This window comes from Shewanella sp. NIFS-20-20, assembly GCF_019209865.1.
In the GTDB taxonomy this organism is placed as follows: Bacteria; Pseudomonadota; Gammaproteobacteria; order Enterobacterales; family Shewanellaceae; genus Shewanella.
Window position 1 is genome coordinate 1 of sequence record NZ_JAHUTT010000047.1, and the last position, 15256, is coordinate 15256.

Genomic DNA, 15256 nt, shown 5'->3' on the forward strand with positions numbered 1-15256 from the left:
GCACTAAGCCAGAATCGATACCGTCTTTGTTTGCCAAGGTATAGGTCATCGGTTCGAACCACTCTTTGTGAAAAGATGGGACTGCACCAACTCTCCTTGATATCTATATCTCCCAGCTTGCCCCCCCAGTTAATTGTTAAGGCATTAGCTCAGTTGTGCACTAAGCCAGAATCGATACCGTCTTTGTTTGCCAAGGTATAGGCTATCGGTTCGAACCACTCTTTGTGAAAAGATGGGGCCGCTCCAAGTCCCCTTGATATCTATATCTCCCAGTTTGAACCCCCCAGTTAATTGTTAAGGCATGACTCAGTTGTGGACTAAGCCAGAATCGATATCGTCTTTGTTTGCCAAGGTATAGGTCATCGGTTCGAACCACTCTTGATGAAAAGATGGGGCCGCTTCAAGTCCCCTTGATATCTATATCTCCCAGCTTGCCCCCCCAGTTGATTGTTAAGGCATGACTCAGTTGTGCACTAAGCCAGAATCGATACCGTCTTTGTTTGCCAAGGTATAGGTCATCGGTTCGAACCACTCTTTGTGAAAAGATGGGACTGCACCAACTCTCCTTGATATCTATATCTCCCAGCTTGCCCCCCCCCAGTTAATTGTTAAGGCATGACTCAGTTGTGCACTAAGCCAGAACCGATACCGTACCAAGGTAGAAGTCCATGATTCGAACCATTCAGTGTGAACGGAATGCCGCAGCAAATTGCCCTGTACTCTTAGCATGCGGAGAAATTGAACATCTATTTTAGTCTGGATGTGAAAGACTCTGATCTTGCGTCAGTGCCACGAATGAAAGTTATCGTTGAAACGCTGAAAGCATGCACTCGTGAATATGAAGGGAATGCCAACACTGACATTAAATTGGCCTGTCAGTGATTTCTTATAACAAGCCCCAAAACTGCCTATTTCGTGATGGATTTCAAATTATGCCAACTCAATTGTCGATTTTGGCAGCCTTTTGTTCGAAATGAGACCGCTTACCTCTACACTGTGCTGGTTCGATGAGTGTACTGAGATGATGATGTAGGAGTTTTCATGCGAGTCCAGCAACTACGAAGTGTGTTAGAGCATGTCACTGAATCACGCTTAGAAATGCATAAACTGTACTTACGCTTATATCATTTTGCTGATGGTACTCGAGTCAAACTCTTGCTTAATTACCTCCAAAGTGAGGAGTTAGCGAAATCTCAAGCTATCGCCGCCTACATTGATACTTCAGCTAAGCGTACCTTGGATACCTGGTTTGAAAATGTAAGATTTGAGAGCATTCATATTGCCTGCGACAAGGTGTATTTGCCGGCGGATATGACGACAGATCAAGTGATGGACTTACATTTAACGTTAGATGCTGAAGTGATGTCTGTTCTCGATAAAATACTCAATTTAGCCATAAACAATGATGTTAGATCGGCCTTATCATCTATCGTCAGTACTGCCAAAGTGAAGCGGCAGCGACTGATGCATAACCTCACTCGTATGGAAGATATGTAATCTACCCATGTGATAGCTTCTTAGCGTTAATTTAGTCATGAACCGTTACTGCCTTCCCCTGTTCTTGCGAGGCCAGTTGGGCAATAGTTCCGCTCTGATTTCCTATGTACAAGCTCATGCTGTCGCTGCCTTTAGCTAACGTAAACGACTCGACCATGGTCCCTAGTGATGGATTACCTCATTTATGACTTACCGGCGCAAACACATTGAGCTTTGCTGAGCTGGGAGTCCACGCAATTTGTCTGGTATAATTGCTGACTTTTGTAGAATATTTCAAAAGTTTGTCAGTTGACTATTACCCCGCGCATTGCTCATAAATGATTAATGGAGTTGTGCCAATTTATACAATTTTGATATCAAGAGATTGAACTAATATGGTTGTAAAACACGTTTTCTTAGAAGATGAGACCGACACTGTATCCTTTGGGCGTCAACTTGCGGCAATAGTCACCCCGCCATTAACCTTATATCTGACCGGTGATTTAGGCGCTGGTAAAACCACCTTAAGCCGCGGCATTATTCAAAGCTTGGGGCATAGTGGCGCGGTTAAGAGTCCCACTTACACGCTGGTTGAGCCTTATGAACTGGCTGATATGGATGTCTACCATTTTGATCTTTATCGATTAGCAGATCCTGAAGAATTAGAATTTATGGGGATTCGAGACTACTTTAGCGACCGGAGCTTATGTATAGTGGAATGGCCAGAACAAGGAGCAGGCTTATTGCCTGAAGCTGATTTACATTTGCATCTTAGTTATGATGGTCAAAGTCGGCAGTTAGTGATTGAAGCTAACAGCGACTTAGGTGAAACACTGATAGCAAAATTATAAGAAATAATGCATAGATTACTGTTAAGGATATCCCCGTATTTTACGCTGCTGGCTCTGTTGAGCTTGAGCTCTTCCGCGTTGGCCAACCAGTTGCAAGGGGTCAGGATTTGGGCTGCCCCTGAATCAACGCGGGTAGTTTACGATCTGTCTGAAAGTCCTGATTATAGTTTTTTTACGCTCAGTAACCCTGAGCGTTTAGTGATTGATCTTAAACAGACCAAGACCAAGCTTAAGCTGGATAAAATCGATAATAAAAGTCAATTAGTTAAGCGGGTACGGTTGAGTAAACCGCCCCAAAAAGGCACGTTGCGATTGGTGATAGATTTAAATCGTGCGGTCAAAACTAATATCTACGCCTTAGCGCCAACGGCACCCTATGGTAATCGTTTGGTGTTAGATCTTAGCGATACTCAGTCCGACAAAAAACCAGTGGTGATTAAAAAGCCTCAGGATAAGCGTGACATTATTGTGGCGATTGATGCCGGTCATGGAGGCGAAGATCCCGGTTCCATTGGCCCAAGTGGTGTCTATGAGAAAAAGGTCGTTCTAGAAATCGCTAAGCGCGTTGCTAAACATGTCAATAGCACCCCAGGTATGGAAGCTGTGATGACCCGTACGGGGGATTACTTTGTGAATCTCAATCGACGCTCTGATCTGGCCCGAGACCGCAAAGCGGATATATTGATCTCAATCCACGCCGATGCCTTTACCTCGCCTCAGCCAAAGGGAGCCTCAGTTTGGGTCTTGTCTCGTCGCCGAGCCAATAGTGAGATTGGTCGTTGGTTAGAGCAAAAAGAAAAGCATTCCGAGTTATTGGGCGGCGCGGGTGAAATTATCCAAAGTACCGACAGTGAGCAGTACCTCACCATGACGCTGCTGGATATGTCGATGGATAAATCAATGGCTGTCAGTCACTCGATTGCTGATGACCTCTTGCGAGATCTCGGCAAGGTGACCCATTTACACAAGAGTAAGCCTGAGGCCGCTAGCTTTGCGGTGCTAAAATCCCCAGACATTCCGTCAATATTGGTCGAAACCGGCTTTATTTCCAATCCTGGCGAAGAACGTAATCTCGTTAATCATAAGCATCAAGAGCGGCTGGCAAAAGCTATTCACAGTGGATTGGTGCGCTACTTTGAAGCTAACCCTCCGGAAGGGAGTCTGTTTGCTGCCAATATCAGTCGCAAGCATAAAGTCGCCCGCGGAGAATCGTTATCCGTGATTGCCCAGCGTTATCAAGTGTCGGTATCTAACCTTAAAAAAGCCAATAATTTGAAATCTGACGTGGTGCGTGTCGGTCAGCAATTAACCATTCCGAAGGCGTAAAATGACAAGTATTCACATATTACCACCGCAACTTGCCAACCAAATTGCGGCGGGAGAAGTGGTCGAGCGCCCAGCCTCTGTTGTCAAAGAATTAGTAGAAAATTGCTTAGATGCTGGCGCCACCCGAATCGATATCGATATCGATAAAGGCGGAAGTAAGCTTATTCGCATTCGCGATAATGGTTCGGGTATCGCCAAGGATCAATTAGCGCTGGCGTTGGCGCGTCATGCAACCTCAAAAGTGCACAGCCTCGACGATCTCGAAGCCATCATGAGTTTTGGCTTTCGTGGTGAAGCGTTAGCAAGTATCAGTTCGGTATCGCGCTTAACCTTAACCTCTAAGCCCGCTGACCAGAGTGAAGCTTGGCAAGCTTATGCCGAAGGCTCTGAAATGGCGGTCAACATCATTCCGGCGGCTCACCCGAATGGCACGACCATTGAAGTTAAAGATATTTTCTTTAATACGCCGGCGCGGCGCCGATTTTTGAAGAGTGACAAGACCGAGTTTACTCACATAGATGAATGGCTAAAGCGCATCGCACTTGCGCGGCCTGATATTCATTTTGTGCTGAGTCATAACGGCAAAGTGGTGCGACAATTACGCCCGGCTAACACCGATGCCCAGTACATTCAGCGCCTCGGGCAAATTGGAGGCAAAGCGTTTGCTGAACACGCTCTGCATATCGATTGTCAGCACGATGGTATGCGTTTGGCCGGATATTTACAGTCGCCGGCGGTAGCGTTAAATGATCCAGATTTGCACTATTTTTATGTTAATGGTCGCCTGGTGCGAGATCGACTGGTGAATCATGCCATCAAACAAGCGTTTTCGAGCTATGTGGAAGCCCTGTTGCCCGGATTTGTGTTGATGCTGACCATTGAGCCTCAGCAAGTGGATGTGAATGTGCATCCCGCTAAACATGAAGTGCGCTTTCATCAAGCGCGCTATGTCCATGACTTTATATTGCAAGCGCTAGAGTCAGCGTTGTCTCAATTGGCACAAGCCGTCAGCCCCGCGGCGATTGAACCGTCGTTGCCATCAGCCGGCTCGGTGGGCGTTAGCCCTCGAGGGGGAGGCTATGGCCAAGAGCCAATTGAGCGCGAGCAAACGCATACAAGATCCAGTTATTCGGGCGGTTATGCGCGCGGCGCCAGTGATTATAGTCATCAGCCGGCTAAGCCTCATGGCGCGTCTTCTGTTTCAGCGGGTGCCGCCAGGAGTTATGGGCAATTATTGCAAGGCGCTTATGAACCGAGTGAGCAGCGCACTAGGCCGATGCCGCCGCTGTTGGCTAATCGCTATTGGGTGATGGTAGCCGGCGAACAATTGCAGTTACTAGCCATTGCTGACGTGAGGCAGCACATGTTGTCACAGCAAATCATCACGCGGATGCAAACGGGTTTAATTGCCCAGCCGTTATTGATGCCGATTGCGATTCACTCAGATAGCGATTGGACTGAGTTAATATCCGCTAAGGACACCTTATTGCGCCGACTGGGTTTCGAGCTGATAATTCGTCAGCAACAGTTGATAATACGTAAAGTGCCCCCATATCTTAAAGACAGCCAACTAGAGCGAATTATTCCCGAATTTCTGCAGTGGCTTTTAGCTGATGAGCCGGCTGATGAAGCGTTAGCGGCGTGGCTAGCACGGCACAGTCGTCATGGTGAACCGCAAGAATGTTGGCAGTATTTTACCCAATTACCAGAGGATCAAGCGCACGCTTTATCCCAGCAGCAAGTAGATTTACCGTGGCAAATCTACTTAAAAGAGAATCACAGTGACTAAAGCCAAAGTGTTATGTTTAATGGGGCCGACCGCTTCAGGTAAGACAAGTTTAGCGATGGCACTATCGCAGCACCATCATTGTGAAATTATTTCGGTCGATAGTGCGTTAATTTACCGCACGATGGACATAGGTACGGCTAAGCCTACCGCAGCAGAGTTGGCACTCGCCCCGCATCATTTGGTCGATATTTTAGAACCGACCCAAAGTTACTCGGCGGCAGATTTTAGCGCCGATGCCTTACGGCTTATCGAGGATATTCTTAGTCGTGGCAAAACGCCCTTGCTGGTAGGGGGAACCATGATGTACTTTAAAGCATTACTGGAAGGTTTATCACCTTTACCCAGTGCGAATGAAGAGATTCGTAAGCAAATATTACGCGAGGCTGAGCAGCAAGGATGGCAAGCGCTACATGATGAATTGGTCAGGATTGATCCAGTGGCAGGGGCTCGTATCCATCCCAATGATCCACAACGTTTGTCACGGGCCATAGAGGTTTTCCGAATTTCGGGCAAATCATTAACTGAGTTAACTCAGACTAAAGCACCGGCATTGCCTTACGATGTTGTTCAATTTGCCATCGCACCGTCGCAAAGACATGAGTTACATAGCTTAATTGAGCAAAGATTTGATATCATGATGAGTCATGGGTTTATTGACGAAGTGATTAAACTTAAATCACGTCCCGATTTACACTTGGACTTACCGTCGATGCGTTGTGTAGGATATCGTCAATGCTGGCAATATCTTGACGGCGAATTTTCAGAGGCCACGATGAGAGAAAAGGCGATCGCAGCCACTCGTCAATTAGCAAAACGTCAATTGACCTGGTTAAGGGGTTGGCCTCAGCTCGAATGGTTAGAAACTGGCGATGAGACAAATTTGTCACGGTTAATTGCACATTGTAATAATATTTAATTAATTACAATGTTTGGTTGAATCTTTATTCAGTTACTGCTGGCATATTGTACAGCACTGTATAATACTAAAATGCAATCAGATGTTACCGTGAAATTTAATTTTGAATTTCAATAAAAAAGGAAATAAAAATGGCTAAGGGGCAATCTTTACAAGACCCATTTCTGAATGCTCTCCGTCGTGAGCGTGTTCCAGTATCAATTTATCTGGTAAACGGTATTAAATTACAAGGCCAAGTTGAATCATTTGATCAGTTTGTAATTTTATTAAAGAACACTGTGAGTCAAATGGTTTACAAGCACGCAATTTCAACTGTCGTGCCTTCGCGCCCATTTAATGTAACTAACCATCAGCCACAAGCGAGTGGTTATAACTCACAGTCTGATGATAGCAACGCTGAATAATTATTGGCGGGAGAGTTTCTTTGTTTGATCGTTATGAGGCAGGCGAAAATGCGGTACTTGTCCATATCGATTTTACTGACGAAGACAGCCGTGAAGACTTAGTCGAACTGCAGTTGTTGGTGGAATCGGCGGGCGCCCGCGAAGTTGGGGTGATCAGTGGTAGTCGCAGATCTCCAGATCGCAAATTTTTTGTGGGTTCAGGTAAAGCGGATGAAATCGCAACCTTAGTGGCTGCTACAGACGCTGATGTCGTGATTTTTAATCATGCATTAACACCAGCACAAGAGCGCAATCTCGAGACTGTCTGTCAGTGCCGTGTATTAGATCGTACTACGCTCATTTTGGATATTTTTGCCCAGCGGGCGAGAACGCACGAAGGTAAGTTGCAAGTGGAGCTAGCGCAATTGCGCCACATGTCGACTCGCCTTATTCGTGGTTGGACTCACCTTGAGCGGCAAAAAGGCGGTATTGGTTTACGTGGTCCTGGGGAAACCCAGTTAGAGACTGATAGACGGTTGCTGCGTGGGCGTATTAAAGCCATCAATAAGCGATTAGACAAAGTCGATAGACAGCGTGAACAGAGTCGGCGTGCGCGTAAGCGCAGTGAGATGCCGACGGTGTCTTTGGTGGGTTATACCAATGCGGGTAAATCCACCCTGTTTAATGCGTTAACATTAGCCGATGTCTATGCCGCTGATCAGCTATTTGCCACATTAGATCCAACATTACGCAAATTTGCCATCGACGATGGTGCCGTGATCCTCGCTGACACCGTTGGCTTTATTCGACACCTTCCCCATGATTTAGTCGCGGCTTTTAAAGCGACATTGCAAGAAACCCGTGATGCGGACTTATTGTTACATGTGGTGGATTGTGCCGATGACAACATGGCAGAGAACTTTGAGCAGGTTCAAGCCGTACTTAAAGAAATCAATGCAGACAATATTTTGCAGCTGATTATTTGCAATAAAATCGATCTACTTGATGAGCAAAGCCCAAGGATCGATTATGATGCAGAAGGTAAGCCTTATCGAGTTTGGGTCTCAGCGCAGCGTAAGCTTGGGCTGGATTTAGTGGCAACTGCCATTAACTTGCTGGTTGGTGAGACGATTGTTGAGCTGACCTTACATGTCCCGGCAACCGCTGGGCATTATCTTGGCCAGTTTTACCGGCTGGATGCGATACAGCAGAAAGAGTATGACGATTTGGGGAACTGTATCTTGTCTGTCCGTTTGTCGGATACCGAATGGCGGCGAATGACAAAACAAAGTCAAGGTGAGTTGGAAACCTATATTGTTCAAGGTACAGTATAGGTTGATTAATACTTTTTCTTATATTCTATCCACTTATGGAGTACTAAATGGCTTGGAATGAGCCCGGTAACAAGGGAAATGACCCTTGGGGAAATAAAGGTGGCAATGATAAAGGGCCACCAGATATGGACGAAGTGTTCCGTAATCTGTCAAAGCGATTTGGCAAGAAAGGCGGTTCTTCAAATTCAGGGTCTGGCTTTGGAAGCAAAGGTATCTTATTGATACTGGGTATTCTGGTCGTCGTCTGGATACTTTCCGGTTTTTATTCGGTCAAGGAAGCCGAGCGTGGCGTTGCCCTCCGTTTCGGTGAATACGTCGGTCTAAAAGATCCTGGTTTACAGTGGAAACCAACATTTATTGAAGAAGTGTACCCAGTCGATGTTGAAACTGTACGCTCAATTCCTGCTAGCGGCAGTATGCTCACCACCGATGAGAACGTCGTTAAAGTAGAATTAGACGTTCAGTATCGGGTGACCGATCCGTACAAATTTATGTTCAGTGCGGTTGATGCAAACTCAAGTTTGCGTGAAGCCACTGACAGTGCATTACGTTATGTAGTCGGCCATAACAAGATGGATGACATCTTGACTACCGGTCGTGAAGCGATTCGTAATGACACGTGGAAAGAATTAGAACGCATCATCGAGCCTTACAACTTAGGCTTAACCATTGTTGACGTTAACTTCCTGCCGGCTCGTCCGCCAGAAGAAGTCAAAGATGCGTTTGATGATGCGATTTCTGCACAAGAAGATGAGCAACGCTTTATTCGTGAAGCTGAAGCCTATTCTCGTGAAGTCGAACCCAAAGCACGTGGTGTGGTTGAGCGTATGGCGCAAGAAGCTGAAGCTTATAAGCAGAAAGTGACGCTTGAAGCCCAAGGTCAAGTGGCTAAGTTTGATAAGCTGCTGCCTGAATACCAAAAAGCACCAGAAGTGACCCGTCAGCGTTTGTACATAGATACCATGCAGCAAGTGATGTCTGGTAATAATAAGGTGATCGTCGATACCAAGAGCAGTGGCAACATGTTGTATCTGCCGTTAGATAAGATGATGGATCGCAAACCTAACGACTCAAAATCTCAACCAGTCCGCCCTGATTCTGAAATCCAACAGTTGAACTCAAATTCAACGTTGACACCGACGTATCAGAATACTGGTCGTATGACCCGCGAAGAACGCATGCGTCAAGGGAGAGAATAATCATGAATAGAATTGGATTGATTATTGCCGCCATCGTGCTGGCTATCTTGGCCTCATCAATTTTTGTGGTCAACGAAGGCGAACGCGCCATCGTATCGAGATTTGGTAAAGTGGCCAAAGTGGATAATGTCACTGTGGTTTATGGTCCAGGTATTCACTTTAAGATCCCGATGATCGATAAGATTCGCTACCTTGATTCACGCATTCAAACTTTAGATGGTGCCGCCGATCGTTTTGTTACCTCTGAAAAGAAAGACTTGATGGTCGATTCGTATGTGAAATGGCGGATCAAAGACTTTGAAAAGTACTTCTTATCGACGAATGGTGGTATCAAGGCCAATGCCGAGTCTCTGTTGCAGCGTAAAATCAATAACGATTTACGCACAGAGTTTGGTCGTCGTACCATTAAAGAAATCGTGTCTGGTAGCCGTGATGAGCTGCAAACCGATGCCTTGAAAAACGCTTCTGAAAGTGCAAAAGATCTGGGTATTGAAGTGGTTGACGTACGAGTGAAGCAAATTAACTTGCCCGCTAACGTCAGCAACAGTATTTATCAGCGTATGCGCGCCGAACGTCAAGCCGTAGCAAAAGAGCACCGAGCCCAAGGTAAAGAGCAAGCGGAAATTATCCGTGCGACTACCGATGCGACGGTTGCTATTCAGATTGCGAATGCTGAACGTAAAGCCCTGACCGTGCGTGGTGAAGGTGATGCACAAGCGGCCAAGATTTATGCTGATGTTTACTCGAAAGATCCAGAGTTTTACTCTTTCATCAGAAGCTTAGAAGCATACCGTGAGAGTTTTAATAACAACTCTGACATTATGGTCTTAGAGCCTGATAGCGAATTTTTCCGTTACATGCGTAATGAGTCTGGAAAGCAATAAATTTCCCGACATAATAAAAACCCAGCTTAGCGCTGGGTTTTTTTATGTCTGCTGTTTCACTGTGTCTCTCGCTTTAAGTGGCTAATTTAGCAACGCCAATTGTTTCTGTTGCCACCATATTTTTAGGCAAGTGTACGACTTTTTGTTGACAGTTTGCTGTCGATTTCACTGTTTTTTGCCCAAAAATGACAAACTCCCCATGAATGTTGCGTGTTTTTACTATGATCTGCTTCTGATTTTTCGATATAATGAGTCGCGCCTCAAATTTCAACATAGAATCAATGTTGTGAGGCAAACTATTAAAATAATTCCAACACCCTCGTGGAGAATAAGTGGATGAGCAATGCGCCAGTCGATACCGGACGTCGCAGGTTCCTGACAGCCGCAACCGCAGTCATAGGCGGTGCAGGTGCCGTCGCTGTCGCGGTTCCTTTTATTAAGTCATGGAATCCGAGTGCCAAAGCAAAAGCTGCAGGCGCCCCGGTTGAAGTAAATGTGAGTAAAGTCGAGCCAGGTCAACTTATCCGAGTTGAATGGCGTGGTAAGCCTGTATGGGTTGTTCGCCGTACAGACACCGTCCTTGAACAATTACCTACCATTGATAACGAGTTACGAGATCCAAACTCGGAAGAACCCCAGCAACCAAGTTACGCGACTAACCCAGTTCGCTCAATTAAACCTGAATACTTTATTGCTGTTGGTTTATGTACCCACTTAGGTTGTTCTCCTACCTATTTACCAGACAGCTTTGGTGAAAAAGTCGAAGGCATCAGTTCTGGCTTCTTCTGCCCATGTCATGGTTCTAAATTTGATATGGCAGGCCGTGTATTCCAAGGTGTTCCGGCACCATTGAACTTGGTTATCCCACCGCATCAATATCTGGATGACAGCACGGTACTTATCGGTGTTGACGAAGGAGCTGCATAATGGCAAAGCTAATTGATTGGATCGATGAGCGTATCCCATTAACGGCGACCTATAATCGTCATGTGGGACAATACGCAACCCCAAAAAACTTTAATTTCTGGTATTTCTTCGGATCACTGGCCATGCTGGTATTGGTCAATCAGTTACTGACCGGTATCTGGTTAACCATGAACTATGTGCCAACCGCTGAAGGCGCTTTTGCCTCGATAGAATACATCATGCGTGATGTTGAATACGGTTGGTTGCTAAGATACATGCACTCCACTGGGGCTTCAGCCTTCTTCGTGGTGATCTATCTGCACATGTTCCGTGGTGTCATCTACGGTTCATATCAAAAGCCACGCGAGCTGTTGTGGTTATTTGGTATGTTGATATTCTTGGTGTTAATGGCCGAAGCCTTTATGGGATATCTGCTGCCATGGGGACAAATGTCTTATTGGGGTGCTCAGGTGATTATTTCACTGTTCGGTGCCATCCCGGTCATTGGTGATGACTTAACCCTGTGGATCCGCGGTGACTATGTGGTTTCAGGGGCAACCCTCAACCGCTTCTTCGCCTTACACGTGATTGCCTTACCATTAGTGTTGGTAGTGTTGGTCTTCCTGCATTTGATTGCATTGCATGAAGTGGGCTCTAACAACCCAGATGGCATTGAAATTAAGAAGAACAAAGATGAAAACGGTTGGCCGGTAGATGCCGTCCCATTCCATCCTTACTACACAGTAAAAGACATCCTCGGTGTTGCTGGGTTCTTAATCTTCTTTAGTTATGTGCTGTTTTTTATGCCTGAAGGCGGTGGTTACTTCCTTGAAAAGCCAAACTTTGAAGCGGCTAACCCAATGAAGACACCGGATCACATCGCGCCAGTATGGTACTTCACGCCTTTCTACGCCATTTTACGTGCTATCCCTGATAAGTTAGGTGGTGTCGTCATGATGGGGCTGTCGATTGCCGTCTTGTTTGTGTTGCCATGGTTAGATCGCTGTAAGGTGAAGTCTGTGCGCTATCGCAGCCCGCTGCACAAGTTCAACATTGCCCAATTTGCGGTGTCTTTTGTTGTGCTTGGTTATTTAGGTGCCGTGCCATCAACACCTGCATTAACCATTGCTGCCCAGATATTCACTGTGACCTACTTTGGTTTCTTCCTTGCTCTGTGGCTTTACAGCAAGAATGAAAAAACCAAGCCTGTACCAGAGAGGTTGACCTAATCATGAAAAAGCTTCTAATTGTGTTAATCGCCCTGTTACCTGGGCTTGCCGTCGCCGCGGGCAGTAACGTGCCATTGCAGCCAGCAAATGTGGATTTGAATGACCAAGAGTCTCTACAGCGTGGCTTTGTGTTATTCCAAGAAAACTGCGCCGGATGTCATAGCACTCAATATCAACGCTACGATCGTGTGGCTAATGATATTGGTATACCTATCGATGAAATGCGTGAAAAATACATGTTCACCGACGCCAAAGTCGGCGATCTGATGGAAAACGCTATTCCAACCAAAGATGCGGCCAATTGGTTTGGTGCAGCGCCACCAGATTTAACCTTGGTGGCCCGCGTTCGTGGGGAAGACTGGTTATATTCCTATTTAAATGGTTTTTATGCTGACCCAACTCGCCCATTTGGTGTAAACAATACGGTATTCCCGCTGGTAGGGATGCCACATGTATTGCAAACAATTCAAGGTGTTCCTGTCATGCAAGACGATGGAACTATCGTGGCAACCGGCGGCACTATGAATGCGGAAGAGTATCAACAAGCGACTCGTGATATCACCGCCTATCTCAAATATGCTGGCGATCCAAGTCAAATGGAACGCAAGCAATTAGGGATGTGGGTGCTCGGATTCTTGTTTATCTTCTTTGTTGTGGCCTATCTCTTGAAGAAAGAGTACTGGAAAGATGTACACTAGGCAGCAATAACAGGTAAAATATAGTATCTGCAAATTGCAAACGAGGGGTTTTACCCCTCGTTTGCATTGTTTTTTATTCTGGAGGGTACCAATGGCTCTTGCTGCCAACAAACGCTCAGTTATGACCCTGTTCTCAGGTGCCGACGATCTTTATAGCCACCAGGTACGTATAGTACTGGCAGAAAAAGGGGTTACTGTTGATGTCTTGCAGGTAGATCCTAGCGACATGCCAGAGGACCTGTTGGAAGTGAATCCTTACAATTCAGTGCCGACCTTAGTGGATCGTGAATTGGTTCTGTACGAATCACGCATCATTATGGAATACCTGGATGAACGTTTCCCACACCCACCTTTGATGCCGGTTTATCCAGTATCACGTGGTCAAACCCGTTTGATGATGCACCGCATCGATTCTGACTGGTATGTGTTGGTTGATCGTATCCGTAAGGGTGAGCGTGCCGATGCGGCGCGTAAAGAACTGACTGAAAGCTTATTAGCTATCGCGCCAGTATTCGCTGAAGTGCCTTACTTCATGAGCGAAGAATTTGGTTTAGCCGATTGCTACTTAGGCCCACTGTTATGGCGCTTGCCAGTATTAGGCATTGAGCTAAATACGCCGGCTGCCAAAGACATCAAAGCTTATATGACGCGCATTTTTGAACGTGAATCATTTAAAGCTTCATTGACCGAGGCCGAGCGCGAAATGCGCATGGGTATCTAATGAAGCCATTAACACCAAACCGTCCATATTTGCTTAGAGCCTATTACGATTGGTTAACGGACAATCTGTTAACACCGCATGTGGTGGTTGATGCCTACGTAACGGGCACCGAAGTTCCCCAGCAGTTTGTTAAAGATGGTCAAATCGTACTTAATATTGCTCAATCAGCAGTGGGTCAATTGACCCTTGATAACGAATATGTCCAGTTTAATGCCCGTTTCGGTGGTGTTCCGCATCACGTGGTATTACCTATGGCAGCCATTATTGCTATTTATGCCCGTGAAAATGGAGCTGGCATGGTGTTTGAAATGGAAGATGCCTATGAGGTGTCAGATGAAGAGATAGCAGAGGTCAGCGACATCGAACCTCCAAGTCCCGATGATGACAAACCTAAGCGCAAAAGCCATCTCACGTTAGTCAAGTAAGTCTAAAAACCAGCCAACAGGCTGGTTTTTTTATGCCTGTTGTAAGCCGGGAACCACGCAGTTTCGACCTTTGGCCTTGGCTTGATAGAGACAATGATCGGTGCGACTTAACAGCGACTGTAAGCTATCTTGCGTCGATATTTGGCATAAACCTATACTCACGGTGAGACTAAAGGTATGACTTTGGAACATCAAAGGCGTTGCCGCCACGCTTTGACGTATGGCATTACAGCGTTGCAGGATGTGATCATCATGTTTTAGGATAATGGCAAACTCCTCACCGCCAATGCGTGCTAACCATTCATCTTGCTGAATATGCTGCCCTAAAATTTTTGCCACTTGGATTAACGCCAAATCGCCACATTCATGGCCGGCTTCATCATTGATCCGTTTAAAGAAATCGAGATCTAGTAACAATAACCAATCGGACGGGGAAGTAACGTTTGCTATCCGTTGTTGTAGCGCTTTCATAAACATGCGTCGATTAGCTAATTGAGTCAAGGGATCAGTATTGGCCATATTCTCTAAATTGAGTTCGCTTAATTCGCTGTTACGCTCATTAATGACTTGAATAATGAGTAAGGAGCTGACACAAGAGCAAATGACAGAAATTTGGATTAAATTAAGCACGGATTGTGGCACAACTAATAATTCAGGGGCAGGTGGCCATTGGAATATGTCAAAGTAAATATAAGTGGCAAGATTTAAAATCACCAAGAGTAGCTGTACAGGCCAGCGGCTTCTTTCCAGCATGGCTAAGGGTAAAATCGCGAACAACACAAAGAAATACTGAGTGTTAAAGCTGGTGCCTTGTCCGAGCAAAATGGCCAATAAAGTCGATAGCATCGAACAAGCAAACAGCAGCAAGCAGGCATAAAATAAATGCCCACGGTAATTAAGAAAGTAGATTAATGGCACTGCCACTAGGCATAACATTTGGGCATTGCCGGTCCGCACCAACACCGTATTGCCAATCATCAAATATGCCAACCAAAAGGCAAGGGTGGTCAATAGCATCAACAAGGCGCCCAAATTCACCAACAGTAATTTACGCTGTTGGCTTTGGTTGATAGGGTGTTGACTGCCGATGGCTAATAGAGGCGATAATAACTTCAAAAA

General features: G+C 45.8%; 15 protein-coding genes. 14 read left to right on the forward strand and 1 reads right to left on the reverse strand.

Going from position 1 to position 15256, the window contains the following annotated elements:
• The first annotated feature begins 1041 nt into the window (after positions 1-1041).
• The 14 genes from KU855_RS13915 (at position 1042) to KU855_RS13980 (ending at position 14137) form a co-directional block, all read left to right on the forward strand.
• On the forward strand, positions 1042-1497 hold the full coding sequence (locus KU855_RS13915) for a hypothetical protein (RefSeq protein ID WP_218530886.1): 456 nt from the start codon (positions 1042-1044) through the stop codon (positions 1495-1497).
• 374 nt (positions 1498-1871) lie between these two features.
• Positions 1872-2327: a tRNA (adenosine(37)-N6)-threonylcarbamoyltransferase complex ATPase subunit type 1 TsaE gene (gene tsaE / locus KU855_RS13920; RefSeq protein ID WP_218530887.1), complete on the forward strand. Its 456-nt coding sequence runs from the start codon at positions 1872-1874 to the stop codon at positions 2325-2327.
• 6 nt (positions 2328-2333) lie between these two features.
• Complete coding sequence (locus KU855_RS13925; protein WP_218530888.1) at positions 2334-3653, forward strand: N-acetylmuramoyl-L-alanine amidase; 1320 nt, start codon at positions 2334-2336, stop codon at positions 3651-3653.
• Between the two features lies 1 nt (position 3654).
• The gene (mutL, locus tag KU855_RS13930; protein ID WP_218530889.1) at positions 3655-5442 is read left to right on the forward strand and encodes a DNA mismatch repair endonuclease MutL; all 1788 of its coding nucleotides are present in this window, start codon (positions 3655-3657) and stop codon (positions 5440-5442) included.
• Complete coding sequence (gene miaA / locus KU855_RS13935) at positions 5435-6358, forward strand: tRNA (adenosine(37)-N6)-dimethylallyltransferase MiaA (RefSeq protein WP_371316365.1); 924 nt, start codon at positions 5435-5437, stop codon at positions 6356-6358. The genes mutL and miaA overlap by 8 nt, the downstream gene beginning before the upstream one ends.
• A gap of 131 nt (positions 6359-6489) precedes the next feature.
• Complete coding sequence (gene hfq / locus KU855_RS13940; protein WP_218530890.1) at positions 6490-6762, forward strand: RNA chaperone Hfq; 273 nt, start codon at positions 6490-6492, stop codon at positions 6760-6762.
• 20 nt (positions 6763-6782) lie between these two features.
• Positions 6783-8075 (forward strand): ribosome rescue GTPase HflX, encoded by a 1293-nt coding sequence (gene hflX, locus KU855_RS13945; RefSeq protein ID WP_218530891.1) that lies wholly within the window; start codon positions 6783-6785, stop codon positions 8073-8075.
• A gap of 47 nt (positions 8076-8122) precedes the next feature.
• Entirely contained in the window at positions 8123-9274 is a 1152-nt protein-coding gene (gene hflK, locus KU855_RS13950; protein WP_218530892.1) for an FtsH protease activity modulator HflK, read from the forward strand.
• Positions 9275-9276: 2 nt separating this feature from the next.
• Complete coding sequence (gene hflC / locus KU855_RS13955) at positions 9277-10158, forward strand: protease modulator HflC (protein WP_218530893.1); 882 nt, start codon at positions 9277-9279, stop codon at positions 10156-10158.
• A 336-nt stretch (positions 10159-10494) separates the two neighbouring features.
• A complete protein-coding gene (gene petA, locus KU855_RS13960; protein WP_218530894.1) occupies positions 10495-11085 on the forward strand; it encodes a ubiquinol-cytochrome c reductase iron-sulfur subunit in 591 nt (196 codons plus the stop codon).
• Entirely contained in the window at positions 11085-12293 is a 1209-nt protein-coding gene (locus KU855_RS13965; protein ID WP_256261042.1) for a cytochrome bc complex cytochrome b subunit, read from the forward strand. Before petA ends, KU855_RS13965 begins: the two co-directional genes overlap by 1 nt.
• Positions 12294-12295: 2 nt before the next feature.
• Positions 12296-12991 (forward strand): cytochrome c1, encoded by a 696-nt coding sequence (locus tag KU855_RS13970; protein WP_218530895.1) that lies wholly within the window; start codon positions 12296-12298, stop codon positions 12989-12991.
• Positions 12992-13082: 91 nt separating this feature from the next.
• Positions 13083-13712: a stringent starvation protein SspA gene (gene sspA, locus KU855_RS13975; RefSeq protein WP_218530896.1), complete on the forward strand. Its 630-nt coding sequence runs from the start codon at positions 13083-13085 to the stop codon at positions 13710-13712.
• The gene (locus KU855_RS13980; protein ID WP_218530897.1) at positions 13712-14137 is read left to right on the forward strand and encodes a ClpXP protease specificity-enhancing factor; all 426 of its coding nucleotides are present in this window, start codon (positions 13712-13714) and stop codon (positions 14135-14137) included. Before sspA ends, KU855_RS13980 begins: the two co-directional genes overlap by 1 nt.
• Before the next feature lie 30 nt (positions 14138-14167).
• Here KU855_RS13980 and KU855_RS13985 read toward each other — a convergent pair whose 3' ends face one another.
• Positions 14168-15253, reverse strand: coding sequence for a GGDEF domain-containing protein (locus KU855_RS13985; RefSeq protein WP_218530898.1), 1086 nt, complete (start codon positions 15251-15253; stop codon positions 14168-14170).
• Between the last annotated feature and the right edge of the window lie 3 nt (positions 15254-15256).

Bases quoted from the DNA above. Each gene is read 5' to 3' on its own strand.
- KU855_RS13915 (WP_218530886.1), top strand. From the start codon at position 1,042: ATGCGAGTCCAGCAACTACGAAGTGTGTTAGAGCATGTCACTGAATCA.
- tsaE (WP_218530887.1), top strand. From the start codon at position 1,872: ATGGTTGTAAAACACGTTTTCTTAGAAGATGAGACCGACACTGTATCC.
- KU855_RS13925 (WP_218530888.1), top strand. From the start codon at position 2,334: ATGCATAGATTACTGTTAAGGATATCCCCGTATTTTACGCTGCTGGCT.
- mutL (WP_218530889.1), top strand. From the start codon at position 3,655: ATGACAAGTATTCACATATTACCACCGCAACTTGCCAACCAAATTGCG.
- hfq (WP_218530890.1), top strand. From the start codon at position 6,490: ATGGCTAAGGGGCAATCTTTACAAGACCCATTTCTGAATGCTCTCCGT.
- hflK (WP_218530892.1), top strand. From the start codon at position 8,123: ATGGCTTGGAATGAGCCCGGTAACAAGGGAAATGACCCTTGGGGAAAT.
- hflC (WP_218530893.1), top strand. From the start codon at position 9,277: ATGAATAGAATTGGATTGATTATTGCCGCCATCGTGCTGGCTATCTTG.
- petA (WP_218530894.1), top strand. From the start codon at position 10,495: ATGAGCAATGCGCCAGTCGATACCGGACGTCGCAGGTTCCTGACAGCC.
- KU855_RS13965 (WP_256261042.1), top strand. From the start codon at position 11,085: ATGGCAAAGCTAATTGATTGGATCGATGAGCGTATCCCATTAACGGCG.
- KU855_RS13970 (WP_218530895.1), top strand. From the start codon at position 12,296: ATGAAAAAGCTTCTAATTGTGTTAATCGCCCTGTTACCTGGGCTTGCC.
- sspA (WP_218530896.1), top strand. From the start codon at position 13,083: ATGGCTCTTGCTGCCAACAAACGCTCAGTTATGACCCTGTTCTCAGGT.
- KU855_RS13980 (WP_218530897.1), top strand. From the start codon at position 13,712: ATGAAGCCATTAACACCAAACCGTCCATATTTGCTTAGAGCCTATTAC.